We start from the raw sequence: 15,665 nt of genomic DNA, 5'->3' as shown, positions 1-15,665 counted from the left end.
GGCCACCGACCTGCCTCAGCGGATCAGGTTGGGCCGGAAGCGTATCCCGCGCCGGGCGGCCTGCGGCATGTGACGGTTCAGGCGACGGTTGATGTACCCGAAGATCGCCAGCACCGCGAGGGTGAGAAGGATGAAATACCCCGCGAGGATGGGGTAGGGCACGAAGGGGTTGAACGTCTTGTCCGCGAAATAGCTGGCATAGTACAGGGCGTCCCCCTTCTGCTGCCAGGCCGGGAAGCCGCTGAAGAACACCAGCGTGGTGGCGTGGAACATGAAGATCGCCTCGTTCGTGTAGGCCGGCCATGCCAGCCGCAGCATCGTCGGCCACACGATCCGCCGGAACCGCGGCCAGCCGGAGAAACCGTAGGCATCCGCCGCCTCGATGTCGCCGCGCGGGATCGCGCGCAGGGCACCGTGGAAGATTTCGCCCGAGTAGGCCGAGGTGTTCAGGAACAGCACGATCAGCGCGCCCAGCCAGGCCGAGGTGAAGGGATCGAAAAACGCGTAGTGCTTCTTCAGGCTGAGAAACAGGAAGTAGGCGAAGAAGAACTGGATGAAAAGCGGTGAGCCGCGGAATACGAAGATGAACCACTCCGACAGCTTCCGGACCAGCCGGTTGCGCGCGCCCTTGCCGACGGCCACCGCGGTGGCCAGGAAGAACCCCGCCAGCAGCGCCAGCGTCCCGAAATAGACGTTCCAGATCAGCCCCGAGCCGATCAGCGTGAACTGTTCGCACAGCGTGAAGTTCTCGCGGGGCAGCAGGCGTTCGCCCATTCCGAGCGATCGCAGCGCGTAGTCCTGCACCGTCTGCCAGCAGCTCATCGCATCCCTGCCTGTCCGGTGCCCGTGCCGGAAAACGCCTGCCCGTGGGTGAATCGCTGCATCAGCCGTTCCAGGAAGATCTCGGAGACCCGCGTGAAGCCCAGGTAGAAGACCAGAAGGGCAAGGAAATACCACACCCGCCAGTCGCCGTGCGGATAGTCGGTGAAGCGCGGGTTGGCCGTGCCGCCAAGGTCCCGCGCCCAGTAGACGATATCCTCCACCCCCAGCAGGAACAGCAGGGGCGTGGCCTTGATCAGCACCATCCATAGGTTCGACAGCCCCGGCAGGGCATAGACCCACATCTGCGGAACCAGGATGCGCCAGAAGATCTGCCGCCGCGACATGCCGTAGGCTTCGGCCGTCTCCAGCTGGGCGCGCGGAACCGCGCGCATCGCCCCGTAAAGCACGTTGGCGGCAAACGCCCCGAACACGATCGCAAAGGTCAGCACCGCGACGAAGAAACCATAGGTTTCATGCACCCACTGCGGCGCGTTGCCCAGCGGCAATTTCGCCTCGGGGCAGACAATGAAATCGTTTCCCTGCCGGATGGGTTCGTCCCAGCCGGGGCACAGCACCTGGTGGCGCACCCACTCGAACGCCTGGTCGAGCGCGATGACGAAGAACAGGAAAAAGGCGATGTCCGGAACCCCGCGGACGATCGCGATGTAGATCTTGCCCAGCCAACTCAGCGGCAGGAAACGCGAACGTGCCGCCGCGGCCCCCCCGAAGCCGAAGGCCAGAGCCGTCGGCGCGGTAATCGCCAGCAGCAGAAGCACCGTGCCGAACGAGATGTAGAAATTCGCGTGCTTGCCCGTGGTCAGGTAGCAGGCGAACCACCGGGCCGTGTCTAGCGTGCTGGGATCTGTGCAGAAGGAAAAGATCGCCCTGTCTCCACGTTCGCGGGGCCGTGGCCCGGACGTGCAGGGCGGGCGCCGGCGCCCGCCCTGCCGGATCGGCAAGGATCGTCAGAAGGTCGAGGCGACCTCCCACTTCTTGATCATTTCGTTGAGGCTGCCGTCGTCCTTCATCGACTGAATCGCCGCGTCGAAGGTCTTGCGCAGTTCCTCGTCGGATTCGCGGAAGCCCATGCCGACGCCGCCCCCGATCGCCTCCTCGCGGTCGAGCATCACGAGGTCAGCCTCTTCCGCCGCGATCGGCGCGAGATATGACTTGTCGGCCAGCACCGCGTCGGCCTCTCCGTTGCGCACCGCGGCGATGGTTTCCTCGGGTGTGGCGTATTCGACCAGCGTCCAGCCCTTGTCCGCGACGAACCCGGCCTGGATCGTGGCCGCCTGCGCGGCGATCACGGCGTTTTCAAGGTCGATGCCCTTGGAAAGCGCGACATAGGCCGACGGATCGGGCGGCGTGTAGTTCTGGGTGAAGTCGATCACCTTGTCCCTTTCCTCGGTGATGGACATGCCCGCGATGATCGCATCGTAGTTGCCCGACACCAGGTTGGGGATGATCGAATCCCAGTCGTTGGTGACCCACGTGCAGTCCAGCTCGGCGCGCTCGCAAAGCTCGTCGCCGAGCTCGCGCTCGAAGCCGTCGATCTCGCCGGCGTCGTTGATGAAGTTCCACGGCGGATAGGCGCCCTCGGTGCCGAGGCGCACAACGTCCTGCGCCCAGGCCATGCCGGCGCCGAACGCCATGACGGCAGCGGTCGCAATCACTTTCTTCATGGTTTTCTCCCTCTTGGTTGGTGTGTTGTCTCAGGCGGCCATCGTTGAACTCAGGAATTGCTGCAGCCGCTCCGACTTGGGCGCGCCCAACACGGTGTCCGGCGGCCCCTCTTCCTCGATCAGGCCCTGGTGCAGGAACACGACGTGGTCGCTGACGTCCCCGGCCATCTTCATGTCGTGGGTGACGATCATCATCGTCCGCCCCTCGGCGGCGAGATCCTTGATCACGCGGACCACCTCCTGTTCGAGTTCCGGGTCGAGCGCCGAGGTCGGCTCGTCGAACAGCAGCGCCTCGGGTTCCATGCACAGCGCACGGGCGATCGCCGCGCGCTGCTGCTGCCCCCCCGAAAGCTGCGCCGGGTAAACGTCGTGCTTGTCCGCGATACCCACCTTTTCGAGGTAGCCGTGCGCGGCCGCCTCGGCCTCGGCGCGGTCGCGGCCCAGCACGCTCACCGGCGCTTCCATGACATTCTGCAGGATCGTCATGTGCGCCCACAGATTGAATTGCTGGAAAACCATCGACAGGTTCGTGCGGATGCGCAGCACCTGGCGGGGATCGGCGGGGTGGCGGTTCAGGCCCTCGCCCTTCCACTTGACCGGTTCACCCTTGAAGACGATGTCGCCCTGCTGGCTGTCCTCGAGCAGGTTGGCGCAGCGCAGGATGGTGGACTTGCCGGACCCCGAGGAGCCGATGAGCGAGACGACGTCGCCCTTGCGCGCGGTAATGTCGACCCCCTTGATCACCTCGAGCGCGCCAAAGGCCTTGTGCAGGTTGCGGATCTCGATGACGGGCGTCGTTTCGGTCAAGGCGGCATCCCGTTGGCTTTCGGACGGCTCCCGACAATAGGACGGAAAATCTGGCACAATGCAACTCGCAAAACGGCACCGATGTCGGATTCGCGTCCGATGCGGCGGCGGCCCGGCCCGATTCGGCGGCGTTCGGTCAGGGCGGCGGCGGATTCGGGATGGCCGTATAACGCGTGGCGGGCAGAGGCATGACACCCCTCAGCCCAAGCGTGTCGCGATCCTCGGCCGGCAGCGCCGTGACGGCCCGGTCGAGGGCGGCGAGGATCACGGCGGGATCCTGCGCCGGGCCGGCGATATAGGGCAGCGCCGGGGTGGGCGGCGTGTGCGCGACCACCCGGAGCGCGGCCGCAAAGGCATCGTGCCGGCGCATCAGCCGCCAGCTCAGCGCGTCAAGCGCGGCGATGTCGGCCCCACCTTCGGCGACCGCCTGCGCCGAGGCGCGGTGCGACCCCGTGCAGGGGCCGGGCGTGAAGGCGTAGCCGTGCGCGCGGGCCATGTTCTGGGGCGCGGCCCAGCCGCTTTGCGACAGCGCCTCGTTGTAGGCCAGCCCCGCCGCCGCGAAATCGGCCGGGTCGGCGCGCGGGTCATCGGCCCGCGCCACCAGCACGCTGTAGTAGTGCCCCGCAGGGCACCCCGGAAGATCCAGCACGGGGGCGCCGACAAGCGCCACCTTCCCGTGCAACCGCGCGCGGTAGGGGTAGCCGCAGGTTTGAGAAACCAGAAGGTCCGGATGCTGCCAGACCTCCCACGGGTCCGCAGCGCGGGTCAGGGCAACCGGGCCGTCCCCCAGCGCGCTGCGAATGCCCCGCCACAGCCGGTCGTTGGCCGCCGCCGTCTCGGGGCGGTCGTACATCGGCAGGCTGGCGATCATGTATCGGGCGCCACCCGTTGTCGGGCGAGCGCGCTGTCGCGGTCGCTGACGCCCAGAAGGTTCGACGTCAGCCGCAGCAGCGAATCCTCGGCATGGTCGCGCCGGCCATCGGCCATCACGACCTGCCAGAGCGCCTCGATCACGGCCAGGCGGTCGTCGTAGGGCACGGCGTCCTTGATCGCGCGGGTGAACCTCACGGTGTCCGGCGCCTCCGATTCGAGCTGCTCGGCCTCGCTGCGCAGCTTTCCGGCCTCGAAGGGCGACAACCCGAAGCGGGTGGCGGCGATCCGGTCGATCCGGTCGATTTCCTCGGGTGCGTAATCCCCGTCGGAGCGGGCCACGCGCACCAGAAGGGCGATCAGGGCCAGCCGCGCGTCGGCCTCGTCCAGGGGCTCGGGCGTTGGCTGCACCAGTTTCTGCAAGAAATCCGCGAACATGACTCCCGATATATGCCTTCGGGGCGGCGGGGCCAACGCCGGAGTTCGCCTCAGCCCGATTCCGCCCGCGTGCGGGCGGCGGCGCTGTCGGTTTCCGAAAGGCCGAGCGCCTCCTGTGCGGCGTGCATCACGCTCAACTCTGCCTCGTCGCGCACGCCGTCGGCGAGCGTGACCTCCCACAACGCCTCCAGTGCATCGACGCGGGCCTCGAAGCTGACGGATTCGCGGATCAGATGCGCGAAATGCGCGGTGTCGGGCGCGGCGCGGTCGAGCTTTTCGCAGGTGGCGCGCATCTTGGCCGCTTCGACCGGGCCCAGAGCGTAGAGCCGCGACAGCAGCCGGTCGATGCGGCTGATCTCGGCCAGCTGGTAGTCGCTGTCGGACTTGGCGACGCGAACCATCAGCGCGCCAAGGGCCAGACGTTCGTCCGGCTCGGGCAGGGGGGCGGGACTTGGCCTTTTCAGCGCGTCGAGAATCCGGGTCAGCATGACGTCACGATAGCCCGGGCGGACCGGACGGGCCATGAAAAATCCCGTGACGGTCAGCCGGCCAGCGGCGCCGTCCGGTAGAGGACGTCGTCGATGGCGATGCCGCCAGGGTCGGAGTTGAGGATCAGCACCCCGGCGATGTCGGGCACCCCGCCCGCGCGCCGCAGCCCGATCGCGGTGACCCCGGTGCGCAGCGGGCGGCTGATGCGGGCAATGCGCGCGCCCTGCCGCGTGAACAGGATGAATTCGACAGCGCCGGGCCGGGCGTCGCGCCCGCCCAGCGGGTCGGCATAATCGCTGTGCACCTTCAGCCCCACGGCGCGCTGGGACTGGTCGAACAGGATGGCGACGGCGCCTTCGCCGCGGGCCTCCCGCGCCGGGAAACGTGCCGGTCCGAGCGGGAACAGCGCGTTCGAGCCGAAGCCGCGGTGAAAGGCGATCGAAAGGTTTTCACCGGCTGCCCCCGCCACCGGCCGCAGCGGGGCATCCGGGCGGCCGGATACGCGGTCGAAACCGTCCGCTTCGTTCAGCGGCTGCCCGGCGAACCGTTCGCCCAGCCACGCGCGCCCCGCCCGCACGCGCGTGTCCAGGTTCCACCCCGGCTCGGCCCGCCGGGGCAGCGCCTCGAAACCGATCCGCGCGTCGAGCTCGACGGCCAGCGCCGCGTAATCGGCCGGCCGCACCGCCGGCTCGGCGCGCGTTGCCGCGGGCAACACGGAACACAGGCAGGCTGCCCAAAGAAGGGTCCGTCGCAACATGGTCACAATGCCTCCCAACTCTTCGCGATTTGCGGTCTCAGGCTGTATCGCAGAGTTTAGGGACATTGATCGAGGGTCGGAATGCGGGATCTGCACGGTATCGACTGGGGGGCGGACACGGCCGAGGACCATCTTGCCGCGGTCAAGGCGGCCGAGCCCGGGATGCTGCGCGCCGTCGTGCGCCGCTATGACTGGGGTTGCCATCCCGAAACGGTTCTGGGCTGGGCAATGGCCCAACAATGCATCGACCTCGGCACGGCGTTGCGCGCCTTTCTCAACGGGGATCCCGGTCGCTTCAACTACCTCGCGAAGTGGGAAATCCCGGAGTCGTTCACCGGCATCTGCCGGTTGCTCGACAACATCTGCCTGCGCGTGAACTCGGGCTTCTACCTCGCGGTGCCGGACGCGCCGCTCGAGACGGCCGACCACCGGCAGCTCCGCCGCTGGCTGGACCATCAGACCGAGGACCGTGCGCGCGGGAGCGGCGGGCGCTGGGTGCTCGACGAGATGATCGTCACGCTGCTGCTGGACGGCACGGCGCAGGGCAAGCCGGCGGGCAAGCCGCTGTCGCGCAGCCAGCAGGACCGCCCGCGCGGCGCCGACGTGTTCCCGGAGCTCGATTGAGGGTCATCTCAAGACGAGTGTGCCGCCCCTCGTGACGCGGAGCCGGGCCGTTGCCACTGGCCGGAGGCGAGGAAGGCTTCGACCTCATCGTAGGTGATGTAGGATGCAACGACGGCCCTGACCCGGTCGCGCAACGCGGGGCTGCGCGTGCCGAGCGCGGACTGGCTCTCCTTTGCCGTCTCGCGGATGGAGTGCCATGCGGCGTCGGTCATCGCCTGCCGATTGCCCGATACCGCGTCGACGATGCGCCGCGCCTCGTCCAGGCCGGCGGTGTCGTCGATCAGCGCTTCGTACCGCACGTGAAGCCGCATGGAGTCGGGCTTGGCGTTGAAGGCGAACAGCAGCGCCACGTAGGCGTCGACCTCGGCCTCGACCGCGCGTCGCAGACGCCGCCGGGTGACAAGGAGTTTTCTTTCGAAGGTCCGCGCAAGGTGCGACGCGATCGCTTCGGACGGGTCGCGCGTCACGAGGATCAGGCGATCGGCGCCAAGGTGTTCCTCGTTCTGCTTGATCTGCTTGGCGAAATGGGACTTGGCGGCGACCGGTTGCTCATGCCTGATCGAAATGAGGTTGCTTCGGGCGTTCGCGTCGCGCCTGTGAATGGCCGTGTCACGCGATGCCCCGGGGCAGCCGCGCGTCGGGCGCTCCGACGCGTATTCGATGAGGGCTCTCACCAGGTGATTGCCGCTGCGGGGGTAGGACGCGATGTTCCATACCTTCAGGTCTGCGCAGGCGGTGCCCGCCGCGGTATCCGATGTGGCGGTCGGCAACCTGGCTTCGTCCTTGCCTCGACCCGGTGCAGAAAACGGACTTGTGGTCAACGAGACACGCCGCGCGTGCATCTTGTATTGAAACACGCCAGAAGGTGGCTGGCAACGGATGTGCTGCGTCTCTCGCGCCGCTGCTTGCCTGCGTGGGGGGTGTCCGGACAGCCGGCCCGCCGCAATCACACGAGCCGGGAGGTCTCGACCGCGGCGCGGATGAAATCGGCGAAAAGCGGGTGCGGCGCGAAGGGCTTGGACTTCAGCTCGGGGTGGAACTGCACACCGATGAACCACGGGTGATCGGCCCATTCCACGATCTCGGGCAGGCGGCCGTCGGGCGACATGCCGGAGAATTTCAGGCCCGCCGCCTCGAGCGTCTCGCGGTATTTCGTGTCCACCTCGTAGCGGTGCCGGTGGCGTTCGTCGATCGCGGTGCCGCCATAGGCCCGCGCCACGCGCGAGCCTTCCGACAGCACCGCGTCGTAGGCGCCCAGCCGCATGGTCCCGCCCTTGGCGTCGGACGGCTTGCGCGTGACCTTCTCGTTGCCCTGCACCCATTCCTTGAGGTGGTAGACCACCGGTTCGAAACGGGTCGCGCCGGCCTCGTGGTCGAACTCCTCCGACCCGGCGGCGGTCAGCCCGGCGACGTTGCGCGCCGCCTCGATCACCGCCATCTGCATGCCCAGGCAGATGCCCAGGTAGGGGATGCCGCGGGTGCGGGCGAACTGCGCCGCCTTGATCTTGCCCTCGGTGCCGCGTTCGCCGAAGCCGCCGGGCACCAGGATGGCGTGAAAGCCTTCGAGATAGGGCGCCGGGTCCTCGCTGTCGAAAACCTCCGAATCCACCCACTCGACATCGACCTTCACGCGGTTGGCCATGCCGCCGTGTGTCAGCGCTTCCTTGATCGACTTGTAGGCGTCCTCGAGCTGGGTGTACTTGCCGACGATCGCGACCTTCACGGTGCCGTCGGTGTTGTGGATACGGTCGGCCACGTCCTGCCACACCCGCAGGTCGGGCCGGGGTGCGGGCGAGATCGCGAAGGCATCCAGAACCGCCTGGTCAAGCCCCTCGCGGTGGTAGGCCAGCGGCGCCTCGTAGATCGATTTCAGGTCGTAGGCCGCGATCACGCTTTCCTTGCGGACGTTGCAGAACAGCCCGATTTTCTCGCGTTCCTTGTCGGGGATCGGTTGTTCGGAACGGCAGACAAGAATCTCCGGCGCGATGCCGATGGCGCGCAACTCCTTCACGCTGTGCTGGGTGGGCTTGGTCTTGAGTTCGCCGCTGGCGGCGATCCAGGGCAGCAGCGTGAGGTGCATGAAGATGCACTGGCCGCGCGGGCGGTCCTGCGCGAACTGGCGTATCGCCTCGAAGAAGGGCAGCCCCTCGATGTCGCCGACGGTGCCGCCGATCTCGCACAGCATGAAATCGACCTCGTCCTCGCCGATGCGGATGAAATCCTTGATCTCGTTGGTGACGTGGGGAATGACCTGGATCGTCTTGCCCAGGTAATCGCCGCGACGTTCCTTTTCCAGCACGTTGGAATAGATCCGCCCCGAGCTGACCGAGTCCGTTGCGCGGGCGGCCACGCCGGTGAAACGTTCGTAGTGGCCCAGGTCGAGGTCGGTCTCGGCCCCGTCGTCGGTGACGAAGACCTCGCCGTGCTCGAAGGGTGACATCGTGCCCGGATCGACGTTGAGATACGGGTCGAGCTTGCGCAGGCGCACCGAGAACCCGCGCGCCTGAAGCAGCGCACCCAGCGCCGCCGAGGCCAGCCCCTTGCCGAGACTGGAAACCACCCCGCCGGTGATGAAGATGAAACGTGCCATGCCGCCGGCATCCCCCGTGATTGTCGCATTTCAAGCCCTGAACGGCCGCCAGCGGCCGCAGCATCACGGGACTTGGAGGTTAGAGCATTCGACCGCGGAAGGCAAGCGGGCCGCAAGATGCTGTTGCCACCCGCGTTACCAAACTCAACCTGTTGTGCGTTATTCCGCTTTCGGCACCAGCGGGGCCGTGTCATCGGCGCCGGGCGGCAGCAGATCGCCCTCGCCGGGCAGGGCCGGCGCGCTTTCGTCGGCCTGTTCCTCCTGCGCCGGCGCGTCGGTGACCCGGTCGAGCACCGAGGCGCCGCCCGATTTCTGCGCGGCCAGGATGGTCAGCGTGATCGAGGTTCCGATGAAGGCGATCGCGAGCAGCCAGGTCAGCTTGCCCATGGCCGTCGCGGGGGCCCGGCCGGACATCGCGCCGCCGCCACCGCCGCCGATCCCGAGACCGCCGCCTTCGGAGCGCTGCAACAGCACCACGCCGATGAGCGTGAGCGCCAGAAGCAGGTGGATGATGAGAACGACGTTTTCCATGAGGGGGCCTGCGTTGCCGGTGTTTGGCGGTATCTATGCAAATCCGCGCGGTCCCGCAACCCGGCAATCCGGCCGGGCCGGCGCGTTATTCGTCGACGTCGTCGATGTCGGCCTGCCCGGTCAGGCGCCGGCGCACGATGCTCCAGCTCAGCCCGATTCCCAGAACGGTGGCCAGCGCAACGATGGCCAGCCAGACGTTGACGGCGTCGTTGTCGAGCCGCAGCCAGCCGTAGTCGTAAAGCACCCAGAGCAGCGCGCCCACCACGGCCAGCACGAGCCCCATGCCGAACGCGCCGATAGAGCGCAGCGTGGCGCGCAGGTAGATGATGTAGCCGGCCGCCAGCAGCAGGCCCAGCAGTATCGCGAGCGGCATCTGCTGGTCGAAATTGGCCTGTACCCAGCTGGTGTAGTTCCATTCGGTGGGGTTGAAGGTCGCCGCCAGCAGCCCGAAGGCCACCAGCCAGCGGATGACGAATCCCATCGGGCGCTCCTTGACTGACCACTGCCATGCTTGCCTCACCGCCGTGGGGCTGTCCAGTGCGCGTCGCGGAATCGGGCCTTTCGCAGACCGGGGTGCGGCGCTATACGGGCGCGGGCCGATCCGCCGCGAGAGAAGGAAGTGAAATGGCAAACGTCGTCGTCGTCGGCGCCCAGTGGGGTGACGAGGGAAAGGGCAAGATCGTCGACTGGCTGTCGGAGCGCGCCGACGTGATCGCGCGGTTCCAGGGCGGGCACAACGCCGGGCACACTCTGGTCATCGACGGCCAGGTCTACAAGCTGCACGCGCTGCCCTCGGGCGTGGTGCGCGCGGGCAAGCTCAGCGTGATCGGCAACGGCGTCGTCCTCGACCCCTGGCACCTGGTCAGCGAGATCGAGACGTTGCGCGCACAGGGCGTGACGATCACGCCCGACACGTTGATGATCGCGGAGAACACGCCGCTGATCCTGCCCATCCACGGCGAGCTGGACCGCGCCCGCGAAGCCGCCGTCAGCGTGGCCAAGATCGGCACCACGGGCCGGGGCATCGGCCCCGCCTACGAGGACAAGGTCGGTCGCCGCGCGGTGCGCGTGGCCGACCTGGCCGATGACGCGACATTGCAGGCCCGCGTCGATCGGGCGCTGGCGCATCACGACGCGCTGCGCCGCGGCCTCGGCCTTGAGCCGGTGGACCGCGCCGCGCTGCTCGACGCGCTGCGGGCGGTGGCGCCGAAGATACTCGAATACGCGGCGCCCGTCTGGAAGGTTCTGGGCGAGAAGCGCAAGGCGGGCCGCCGCATCCTGTTCGAGGGGGCCCAGGGCGCGCTGCTGGACATCGATTTCGGCACCTATCCCTTCGTGACCTCCTCGAACGTGATCGCGGGGCAGGCGGCCACGGGCACGGGGATCGGCCCCGGCTCGGTCGATTTCGTGCTCGGCATCGTCAAGGCCTACACCACCCGCGTGGGCGAAGGGCCGTTCCCGACCGAACTCGACGATGCGGACGGCCGCCGGCTGGGCGAGCGTGGCCACGAGTTCGGCACCACCACAGGCCGGCAGCGCCGCTGCGGCTGGTTCGACGCGGTTCTGGTGCGCCAGACCTGCGCCACCAGCGGCGTGAACGGCATCGCGCTGACCAAGCTCGACGTGCTCGACGGTTTCGAGCGGCTGCGCATCTGCACGGGCTACGAGCTGGAAGGCAAGCGGCTGGATCACCTGCCGACGGCCGCCGACGAACAGGCACGCTGCACACCCGTCTACGAGGAGATGCCGGGCTGGGCCGAGTCGACCGAGGGCGCGCGCAGCTGGGCGGACCTGCCGGCCAACGCCATCAAGTACGTCCGCCGGGTCGAGGAGTTGATCGACTGCCCCGTCGCCCTATTGTCCACCTCGCCGGAGCGGGAGGACGCGATTCTCGTCACGGACCCGTTCGCCGACTGACCCGAGGGCGCAAAGGAGGCCGCATGACCCTGAGCTACAAGGCGCGCAAGCGCTGGTCGCTGGTGATCCTGCTGGTCGGGTTGCCCGTCTACATCGTGGCAGCGGTGACGGTGGTCAGTTCGCTCGATCGGCCGCCCGTGCTGGTGGAACTGCTTGTCTACGTGGTGCTCGGCTTCCTCTGGATACTGCCCTTCCGCTTCGTGTTCCTGGGTGTGGGCCGGCCCGATCCGGACGCCGATCCCGACGATCGCTAGGGGCGTTACCCGTGGCCGGCGCCGCCGTCCCGGCACGGCGACGGCCCGCGCGCGAAGCGGGCTTTTCATTGGGCGCGCGGCGTGGCCGGGTCATCCCACGCGGCGTTGCGCGTCGTGATATTCGCTTCTGTCGGAAAGCTCGAAGCGCCCGCCACGGACCTTGTGCAGCTTGCCGCCGCGCAGAAGTTCGCCGAAGGCCCGCAGCCCGTCCTCGCGCGAGAAATCGTCCCGCTTCACCTCCTTGAGGTATTTCATCAGCATGGCCCGCGAGAACTGCGGGCGCTCCTCCACGAAGGTGAGGTAGGCGGCCGCCGCCTCCATGACCTGCGGCAGACCGTCGGCGCCCGTTTCCTGGACGTACTCGGCGAAGCTCTTCCCCGGGCCTTCGTTGTTGGCAGGCGGCTGCTCCGCCGGTTCCGCGCGCGAAACGCGGCGCGGGCGCACCGGCTCCTGCTCGGTGTCGATGCGCTGTTCGGCCACGAGCCGCAGCGGCGCGGGCCGGCTTTCGGGGCGGGTCCGGCCCTCTCCGCCGGTGGCGGCCCGTGGACGGCGCGGCCGAACAACCTCGGCCAGGTCCGTGCGATAGGGCGTTTCGTCGGGCTCCGGCGTCGAGGCCTTGCCGACGGCCTCGTCGGCGCGGGTCGCCTCCACGGCGGCGCGCAGGTGCTGGATGGTCGAACGGCGTTCGCTGCCCTCGGGTTCTTCCAGGTGGCTGTCGGTTTCGTCGAAGATCCGTTCGACGTCGCGTTCGTCGCCGGTGTCGGGCAACCGGGCGCGTCCGGCCGTTTCCTCGTCCGTCTCTTCGGGTGCCCGGGTTTCCTCGGGCACCTCCGGCGCACCCGCGGTTCCGAATTCCGCCTCGACCTGCGCAAGCTCACGCTGAAGCTCGGCCTCTTCCTCGGGGGTCAGGCCGTCCGTGTCCGTCGGCTGCCCCGTCGCCGGTGCCGTTTCGTCGGTCGCAGGGGATTGCGAGGCCGGCACGGTTTCGGGCCGGGGTTCTTCCGGCGCCTGTTCGGCCCCGGCCCCGGCGATGTCGGCGTCGTCTTCCTCGCCCGTTTCGAAAGCCTGATCCAGCGCCGCCTGTGATACCTTGAGCACCCGCGGCGACTGCTCGGCGTCGGCGCCGGTTTCCTGCGGTGTGCTGCCTGCCGCCTCGTCCTCGGGCATTGCGTCGGCCAGGAGCTGGGCGAGCGTATCCTCCCGGCCCGGGCCGGTATCTTCGGCCTCGGAACGGAGCGGGGGGGTGTCGCGGTCGCCGGTGTCTTCGGACACAGTCTCGTCGTCCGGCAACGGCGGGCCGGCGAAGTCGGGCTGCGCCTCGGGCATTGCCCGCTCGGGTTCCATGTCGACGGTCTCGGGTTCGTGGGGCTCCGGTTCGGGCTCGGTCGGGGCCGCCTCGGGCTCGGGCGCCTCCTCGGCGGCCGCGTCCGCGGCCAGCGCGGCGTCAAGGTCGGCGGCGGTTTCACTCAGGAAGTCCCTGGCGTGCTCGTCCTCGTCGAACACCTCGGCGTCCTCGAAGCTGCCGCCGCGCGCGACGACCGAACGGATCCGGTTGAGCTTGGCGGCCATGCTGTCGGGGTCCTGGTCGGTCGGGGCAAGCGTCTCGGGCACGAAGGCAGGGTCCGGTGTCTCGGCCGTCTCAGCCACGGGCGCGGTCTGTTCTTCCCGATCCTCCTGGTCGGCCGCGGCTTCCGGTGCGGCGGTGTCAGGCTGCCTCTCCGTTTCCTCCGGGGTTGAGGCCGGGGTTGAGGCGGGCGCGGGCTCCGGCGCGGCCGCGGCATGCTCGGGCTGATCCGGCGCGAGGGGCGTTTGCTCGTCCCCCGGGCGCAGCACGATGCGGCCACGATCTTCGTGGGCCTCCACGCGGCGGGCGATCTCGCGCTCGGCAATCCGGGCGAGCGTGTCGGCATCCGGCGTCGGCGGCTCGGCGCCGAAATACCGGTCGTCGGCGGCAAGGTCGCGGAAATACTCGGCAATGGCCTTCATCGTCTCGAAGGAGTCGTCGAAACCCTCGAGCGTGCAGGAAAAGGTCCCGTAGGATACCGTCAGAATTTTACTTGAACCAACCATGAAAAACTCGCTTTTCTTGCCTCGGCACCGGGGCTGTTTACCATGGCTGCCGCGGCCAAAGCCGTCCGAATCTGCGAACTTTAGCGTATCATTTCATGACCAGATTGTGATCTGTTTCGTTCGCCGGGGGCAATGTGGGGGATACGGGATGATTGTTCAGTCCAGCGAAGCAGTCACGCTGATCGGCGGCGCCGACGTGCGCCGGCCCTCGCTCGACCGGGCTTTGAACATCGCCCCGCGCCTGGTGGCGGCCGACGGCGGCGCCGACGCGGCGCTGGCGCTGGGGCTGACGCCCGAGGCGGTGATCGGCGATTTCGATTCACTCTCCGACGAGGCACGCGCGCGCCTGGCGGATGACAGCCTGCACCCCTTCGCGGACCAGGACACCACCGATTTCGACAAGTGCCTCGACAACATTTCGGCGCCGCTGGTGATCGGCGTGGGGTTCTCGGGCGCACGGCTGGATCACCAGCTGGCCGCTTACAACACCATGGTGCGCCACGCCCACCAGCGCTGCATCCTGCTGGGGACCGAGGAACTCGTGCTGTTGGCGCCGCCCTCCCTGGCGCTGGACCTGCCGCCGGGTTGCCCGGTGTCCCTGTTCCCGCTTGGCGCGGTCGAGGGCGTGTCGGACGGGCTGCGCTGGCCGATCTCCGGGCTGAGGTTCTCGCCCGACGGGCGCGTGGGCACCTCGAACGTGGCGACCGGGCCTGTGGACCTGTCGGTGACCGCGCCCAAGATGCTGGTGATCCTGCCCGAGCACGCGCTTGAGGAAGCCGCGCGCGCCCTGCTGGATCGCCCGGCGACTTGGCCGGCCCCCGTCGCGCGGGGCTGAGCCGCGCGTCACGGCGGTGGCGCCGGGCGGCGCTGCAGGTGGCGTTCGCGGAAGAACAGGTAAAGCCCCGAGACCACGATCAGCGCGATCCCCGCCGCCGCCAGCGCATCGGGCAGATCGCCGAAGATGGCATAGCCCAGGCCGGTGGCCGCCACGATCTCGAGGTATTGCACCGGCGCCAGCAGAGAGGCCGGCGCCAGCGACAGCGCGAAGCTGATGCAAACGTGGCTGAGCGTGGCGATCACCCCCAGCCCGACCAGCAGCCAGGCCTCGCGCGCTGCCGGCCAGCCCGGATCGAGTGGCGCCAGCCCGCTGCCCTCGAAACCCGCCAGCAGCGGCAGCGCGATCAGCAGCGCGGCCAGCCCGGTGTAGGCCTGAAGCGTGATCGGGTGCATGCGCGTGGCCATGCGCCGCGTGAGGATCATGTAGAAGGCGAAGCACAGCGCGGTGACAAGCGGCAGGAAGGCCACCGCGCCGACCTCCTCGAAGCTGGGCTGGATGATCAGCAGCGCGCCCGCGAAGCCGATGGCGCAGGCGATGTAGCGGCGCGGTCCCACCGGCTCGCCCATCAGGGCCGCGCCCAGCAGCGTGAGTATGAAGGGCTCCACGAAGAAGATCGCGATGGCGTCGGCGATCGGCATGAAGCGGATCGCGGTGAAGAAGAACGCCGTGGCCACCAGCAGCAGCGCCCCGCGCACCAGGTGCAGCGCCGCCTCGCCCCGGCGCGGGCGGTGCAGCCAGCCGAAGGCGGCCGCCAGCGGCAGCAGCAACGCGGCCTGGAACACGAAGCGCGTGGCGGCCACCTGGCCCACGGCGACGGCACCGCCGATCAGCTTGGCGAAACTGTCCTGCAGGGGCGCCAGCAGCGTGAACCCCACCATCAGCACGATGCCCAGAGTGGCCCTGCCGTCCATGCCCGATCCCCTTACGTGGTTTGTCCGCCCCGACCCGCGGGCCTGGGCGGCGCCAGCTTCACCAA

At 68.6% G+C, this 15,665-nt stretch carries 18 protein-coding genes; 4 read left to right on the top strand and 14 right to left on the bottom strand.

All coding sequences use genetic code 11. The annotated features are described in order from the left end of the window. Positions 1 to 15: 15 nt before the first annotated feature. The 8 genes from CEF10_RS00540 to CEF10_RS00505 form a co-directional block, all read right to left on the bottom strand. Positions 16 to 822: an ABC transporter permease gene (locus tag CEF10_RS00540; RefSeq protein ID WP_101065420.1), complete on the bottom strand. Its 807-nt coding sequence runs from the start codon at positions 820 to 822 to the stop codon at positions 16 to 18. Beyond that, positions 819 to 1,703, bottom strand: coding sequence for an ABC transporter permease (locus CEF10_RS00535; protein ID WP_101065975.1), 885 nt, complete (start codon positions 1,701 to 1,703; stop codon positions 819 to 821). The genes CEF10_RS00540 and CEF10_RS00535 overlap by 4 nt, the downstream gene beginning before the upstream one ends. A gap of 84 nt (positions 1,704 to 1,787) precedes the next feature. Next, on the bottom strand, positions 1,788 to 2,504 hold the full coding sequence (locus CEF10_RS00530) for a transporter substrate-binding domain-containing protein (protein WP_101065419.1): 717 nt from the start codon (positions 2,502 to 2,504) through the stop codon (positions 1,788 to 1,790). A gap of 30 nt (positions 2,505 to 2,534) precedes the next feature. Continuing rightward, the gene (locus CEF10_RS00525; protein WP_101065418.1) at positions 2,535 to 3,311 is read right to left on the bottom strand and encodes an ABC transporter ATP-binding protein; all 777 of its coding nucleotides are present in this window, start codon (positions 3,309 to 3,311) and stop codon (positions 2,535 to 2,537) included. 136 nt (positions 3,312 to 3,447) lie between these two features. Beyond that, a complete protein-coding gene (locus tag CEF10_RS00520; protein WP_101065417.1) occupies positions 3,448 to 4,182 on the bottom strand; it encodes a phosphate/phosphite/phosphonate ABC transporter substrate-binding protein in 735 nt (244 codons plus the stop codon). Then, the gene (locus tag CEF10_RS00515; protein ID WP_101065416.1) at positions 4,179 to 4,619 is read right to left on the bottom strand and encodes a tellurite resistance TerB family protein; all 441 of its coding nucleotides are present in this window, start codon (positions 4,617 to 4,619) and stop codon (positions 4,179 to 4,181) included. The genes CEF10_RS00520 and CEF10_RS00515 overlap by 4 nt, the downstream gene beginning before the upstream one ends. A gap of 50 nt (positions 4,620 to 4,669) precedes the next feature. Further along, positions 4,670 to 5,107, bottom strand: a complete 438-nt coding sequence (locus CEF10_RS00510; RefSeq protein WP_101065415.1) for a tellurite resistance TerB family protein — start codon at positions 5,105 to 5,107, stop codon at positions 4,670 to 4,672. Between the two features lie 53 nt (positions 5,108 to 5,160). After that, positions 5,161 to 5,865: a hypothetical protein gene (locus CEF10_RS00505; protein ID WP_232796355.1), complete on the bottom strand. Its 705-nt coding sequence runs from the start codon at positions 5,863 to 5,865 to the stop codon at positions 5,161 to 5,163. An 81-nt stretch (positions 5,866 to 5,946) separates the two neighbouring features. On the opposite strand from CEF10_RS00505, the gene CEF10_RS00500 reads away from it, so the two are divergent. Further along, positions 5,947 to 6,489, top strand: a complete 543-nt coding sequence (locus CEF10_RS00500; protein ID WP_101065413.1) for a hypothetical protein — start codon at positions 5,947 to 5,949, stop codon at positions 6,487 to 6,489. Positions 6,490 to 6,497: 8 nt separating this feature from the next. On the opposite strand, the gene CEF10_RS00495 is transcribed toward CEF10_RS00500, so the two are convergent. From CEF10_RS00495 to CEF10_RS00480, 4 genes are all read right to left on the bottom strand, one after another. Next, a complete protein-coding gene (locus CEF10_RS00495; RefSeq protein ID WP_157932921.1) occupies positions 6,498 to 7,331 on the bottom strand; it encodes a hypothetical protein in 834 nt (277 codons plus the stop codon). A 104-nt stretch (positions 7,332 to 7,435) separates the two neighbouring features. Beyond that, entirely contained in the window at positions 7,436 to 9,079 is a 1,644-nt protein-coding gene (locus CEF10_RS00490; protein WP_101065411.1) for a CTP synthase, read from the bottom strand. 159 nt (positions 9,080 to 9,238) lie between these two features. Continuing rightward, a complete protein-coding gene (gene secG, locus CEF10_RS00485; protein ID WP_101065410.1) occupies positions 9,239 to 9,610 on the bottom strand; it encodes a preprotein translocase subunit SecG in 372 nt (123 codons plus the stop codon). A gap of 85 nt (positions 9,611 to 9,695) precedes the next feature. Then, complete coding sequence (locus CEF10_RS00480; protein ID WP_101065409.1) at positions 9,696 to 10,091, bottom strand: DUF6524 family protein; 396 nt, start codon at positions 10,089 to 10,091, stop codon at positions 9,696 to 9,698. A 143-nt stretch (positions 10,092 to 10,234) separates the two neighbouring features. On the opposite strand from CEF10_RS00480, the gene CEF10_RS00475 reads away from it, so the two are divergent. Both CEF10_RS00475 and CEF10_RS00470 read left to right on the top strand, forming a co-directional pair. Next, positions 10,235 to 11,527, top strand: coding sequence for an adenylosuccinate synthase (locus CEF10_RS00475; protein WP_101065408.1), 1,293 nt, complete (start codon positions 10,235 to 10,237; stop codon positions 11,525 to 11,527). Between the two features lie 23 nt (positions 11,528 to 11,550). After that, complete coding sequence (locus CEF10_RS00470) at positions 11,551 to 11,781, top strand: DUF2842 domain-containing protein (RefSeq protein ID WP_101065407.1); 231 nt, start codon at positions 11,551 to 11,553, stop codon at positions 11,779 to 11,781. A 90-nt stretch (positions 11,782 to 11,871) separates the two neighbouring features. Here the strand turns inward: CEF10_RS00470 and CEF10_RS00465 are convergent, their stop codons facing one another. Continuing rightward, the gene (locus CEF10_RS00465) at positions 11,872 to 13,851 is read right to left on the bottom strand and encodes a prolipoprotein diacylglyceryl transferase (RefSeq protein WP_232796354.1); all 1,980 of its coding nucleotides are present in this window, start codon (positions 13,849 to 13,851) and stop codon (positions 11,872 to 11,874) included. Between the two features lie 148 nt (positions 13,852 to 13,999). On the opposite strand from CEF10_RS00465, the gene CEF10_RS00460 reads away from it, so the two are divergent. After that, on the top strand, positions 14,000 to 14,686 hold the full coding sequence (locus tag CEF10_RS00460) for a thiamine diphosphokinase (RefSeq protein ID WP_101065406.1): 687 nt from the start codon (positions 14,000 to 14,002) through the stop codon (positions 14,684 to 14,686). Between the two features lie 8 nt (positions 14,687 to 14,694). Here the strand turns inward: CEF10_RS00460 and CEF10_RS00455 are convergent, their stop codons facing one another. After that, positions 14,695 to 15,600 carry a DMT family transporter gene (locus CEF10_RS00455; RefSeq protein ID WP_101065405.1) on the bottom strand — a complete coding sequence of 302 codons (906 nt, stop codon included), beginning with the start codon at positions 15,598 to 15,600 and terminating at the stop codon, positions 14,695 to 14,697. Positions 15,601 to 15,665 lie beyond the last annotated feature (65 nt).

The organism is Roseovarius salinarum (assembly GCF_002834145.1).
GTDB lineage: Bacteria > Pseudomonadota > Alphaproteobacteria > Rhodobacterales > Rhodobacteraceae > Roseovarius > Roseovarius salinarum.
The sequence above is the reverse complement of the archived record's forward strand: the minus strand, read 5'-3'. Positions and strand labels throughout refer to the sequence as shown.

What these genes read in the sequence shown, in the direction of transcription:
- CEF10_RS00460 (WP_101065406.1), top strand. Translation starts at nt 14,000, where the DNA reads ATGATTGTTCAGTCCAGCGAAGCAGTCACGCTGATCGGCGGCGCCGAC.
- secG (WP_101065410.1), bottom strand. Translation starts at nt 9,610, where the DNA reads ATGGAAAACGTCGTTCTCATCATCCACCTGCTTCTGGCGCTCACGCTC.
- CEF10_RS00455 (WP_101065405.1), bottom strand. Translation starts at nt 15,600, where the DNA reads ATGGACGGCAGGGCCACTCTGGGCATCGTGCTGATGGTGGGGTTCACG.
- CEF10_RS00510 (WP_101065415.1), bottom strand. Translation starts at nt 5,107, where the DNA reads ATGCTGACCCGGATTCTCGACGCGCTGAAAAGGCCAAGTCCCGCCCCC.
- CEF10_RS00475 (WP_101065408.1), top strand. Translation starts at nt 10,235, where the DNA reads ATGGCAAACGTCGTCGTCGTCGGCGCCCAGTGGGGTGACGAGGGAAAG.
- CEF10_RS00515 (WP_101065416.1), bottom strand. Translation starts at nt 4,619, where the DNA reads ATGTTCGCGGATTTCTTGCAGAAACTGGTGCAGCCAACGCCCGAGCCC.
- CEF10_RS00490 (WP_101065411.1), bottom strand. Translation starts at nt 9,079, where the DNA reads ATGGCACGTTTCATCTTCATCACCGGCGGGGTGGTTTCCAGTCTCGGC.
- CEF10_RS00480 (WP_101065409.1), bottom strand. Translation starts at nt 10,091, where the DNA reads ATGGGATTCGTCATCCGCTGGCTGGTGGCCTTCGGGCTGCTGGCGGCG.
- CEF10_RS00540 (WP_101065420.1), bottom strand. Translation starts at nt 822, where the DNA reads ATGAGCTGCTGGCAGACGGTGCAGGACTACGCGCTGCGATCGCTCGGA.
- CEF10_RS00520 (WP_101065417.1), bottom strand. Translation starts at nt 4,182, where the DNA reads ATGATCGCCAGCCTGCCGATGTACGACCGCCCCGAGACGGCGGCGGCC.
- CEF10_RS00530 (WP_101065419.1), bottom strand. Translation starts at nt 2,504, where the DNA reads ATGAAGAAAGTGATTGCGACCGCTGCCGTCATGGCGTTCGGCGCCGGC.
- CEF10_RS00500 (WP_101065413.1), top strand. Translation starts at nt 5,947, where the DNA reads ATGCGGGATCTGCACGGTATCGACTGGGGGGCGGACACGGCCGAGGAC.
- CEF10_RS00465 (WP_232796354.1), bottom strand. Translation starts at nt 13,851, where the DNA reads ATGGTTGGTTCAAGTAAAATTCTGACGGTATCCTACGGGACCTTTTCC.
- CEF10_RS00470 (WP_101065407.1), top strand. Translation starts at nt 11,551, where the DNA reads ATGACCCTGAGCTACAAGGCGCGCAAGCGCTGGTCGCTGGTGATCCTG.
- CEF10_RS00495 (WP_157932921.1), bottom strand. Translation starts at nt 7,331, where the DNA reads ATGCACGCGCGGCGTGTCTCGTTGACCACAAGTCCGTTTTCTGCACCG.
- CEF10_RS00505 (WP_232796355.1), bottom strand. Translation starts at nt 5,865, where the DNA reads ATGTTGCGACGGACCCTTCTTTGGGCAGCCTGCCTGTGTTCCGTGTTG.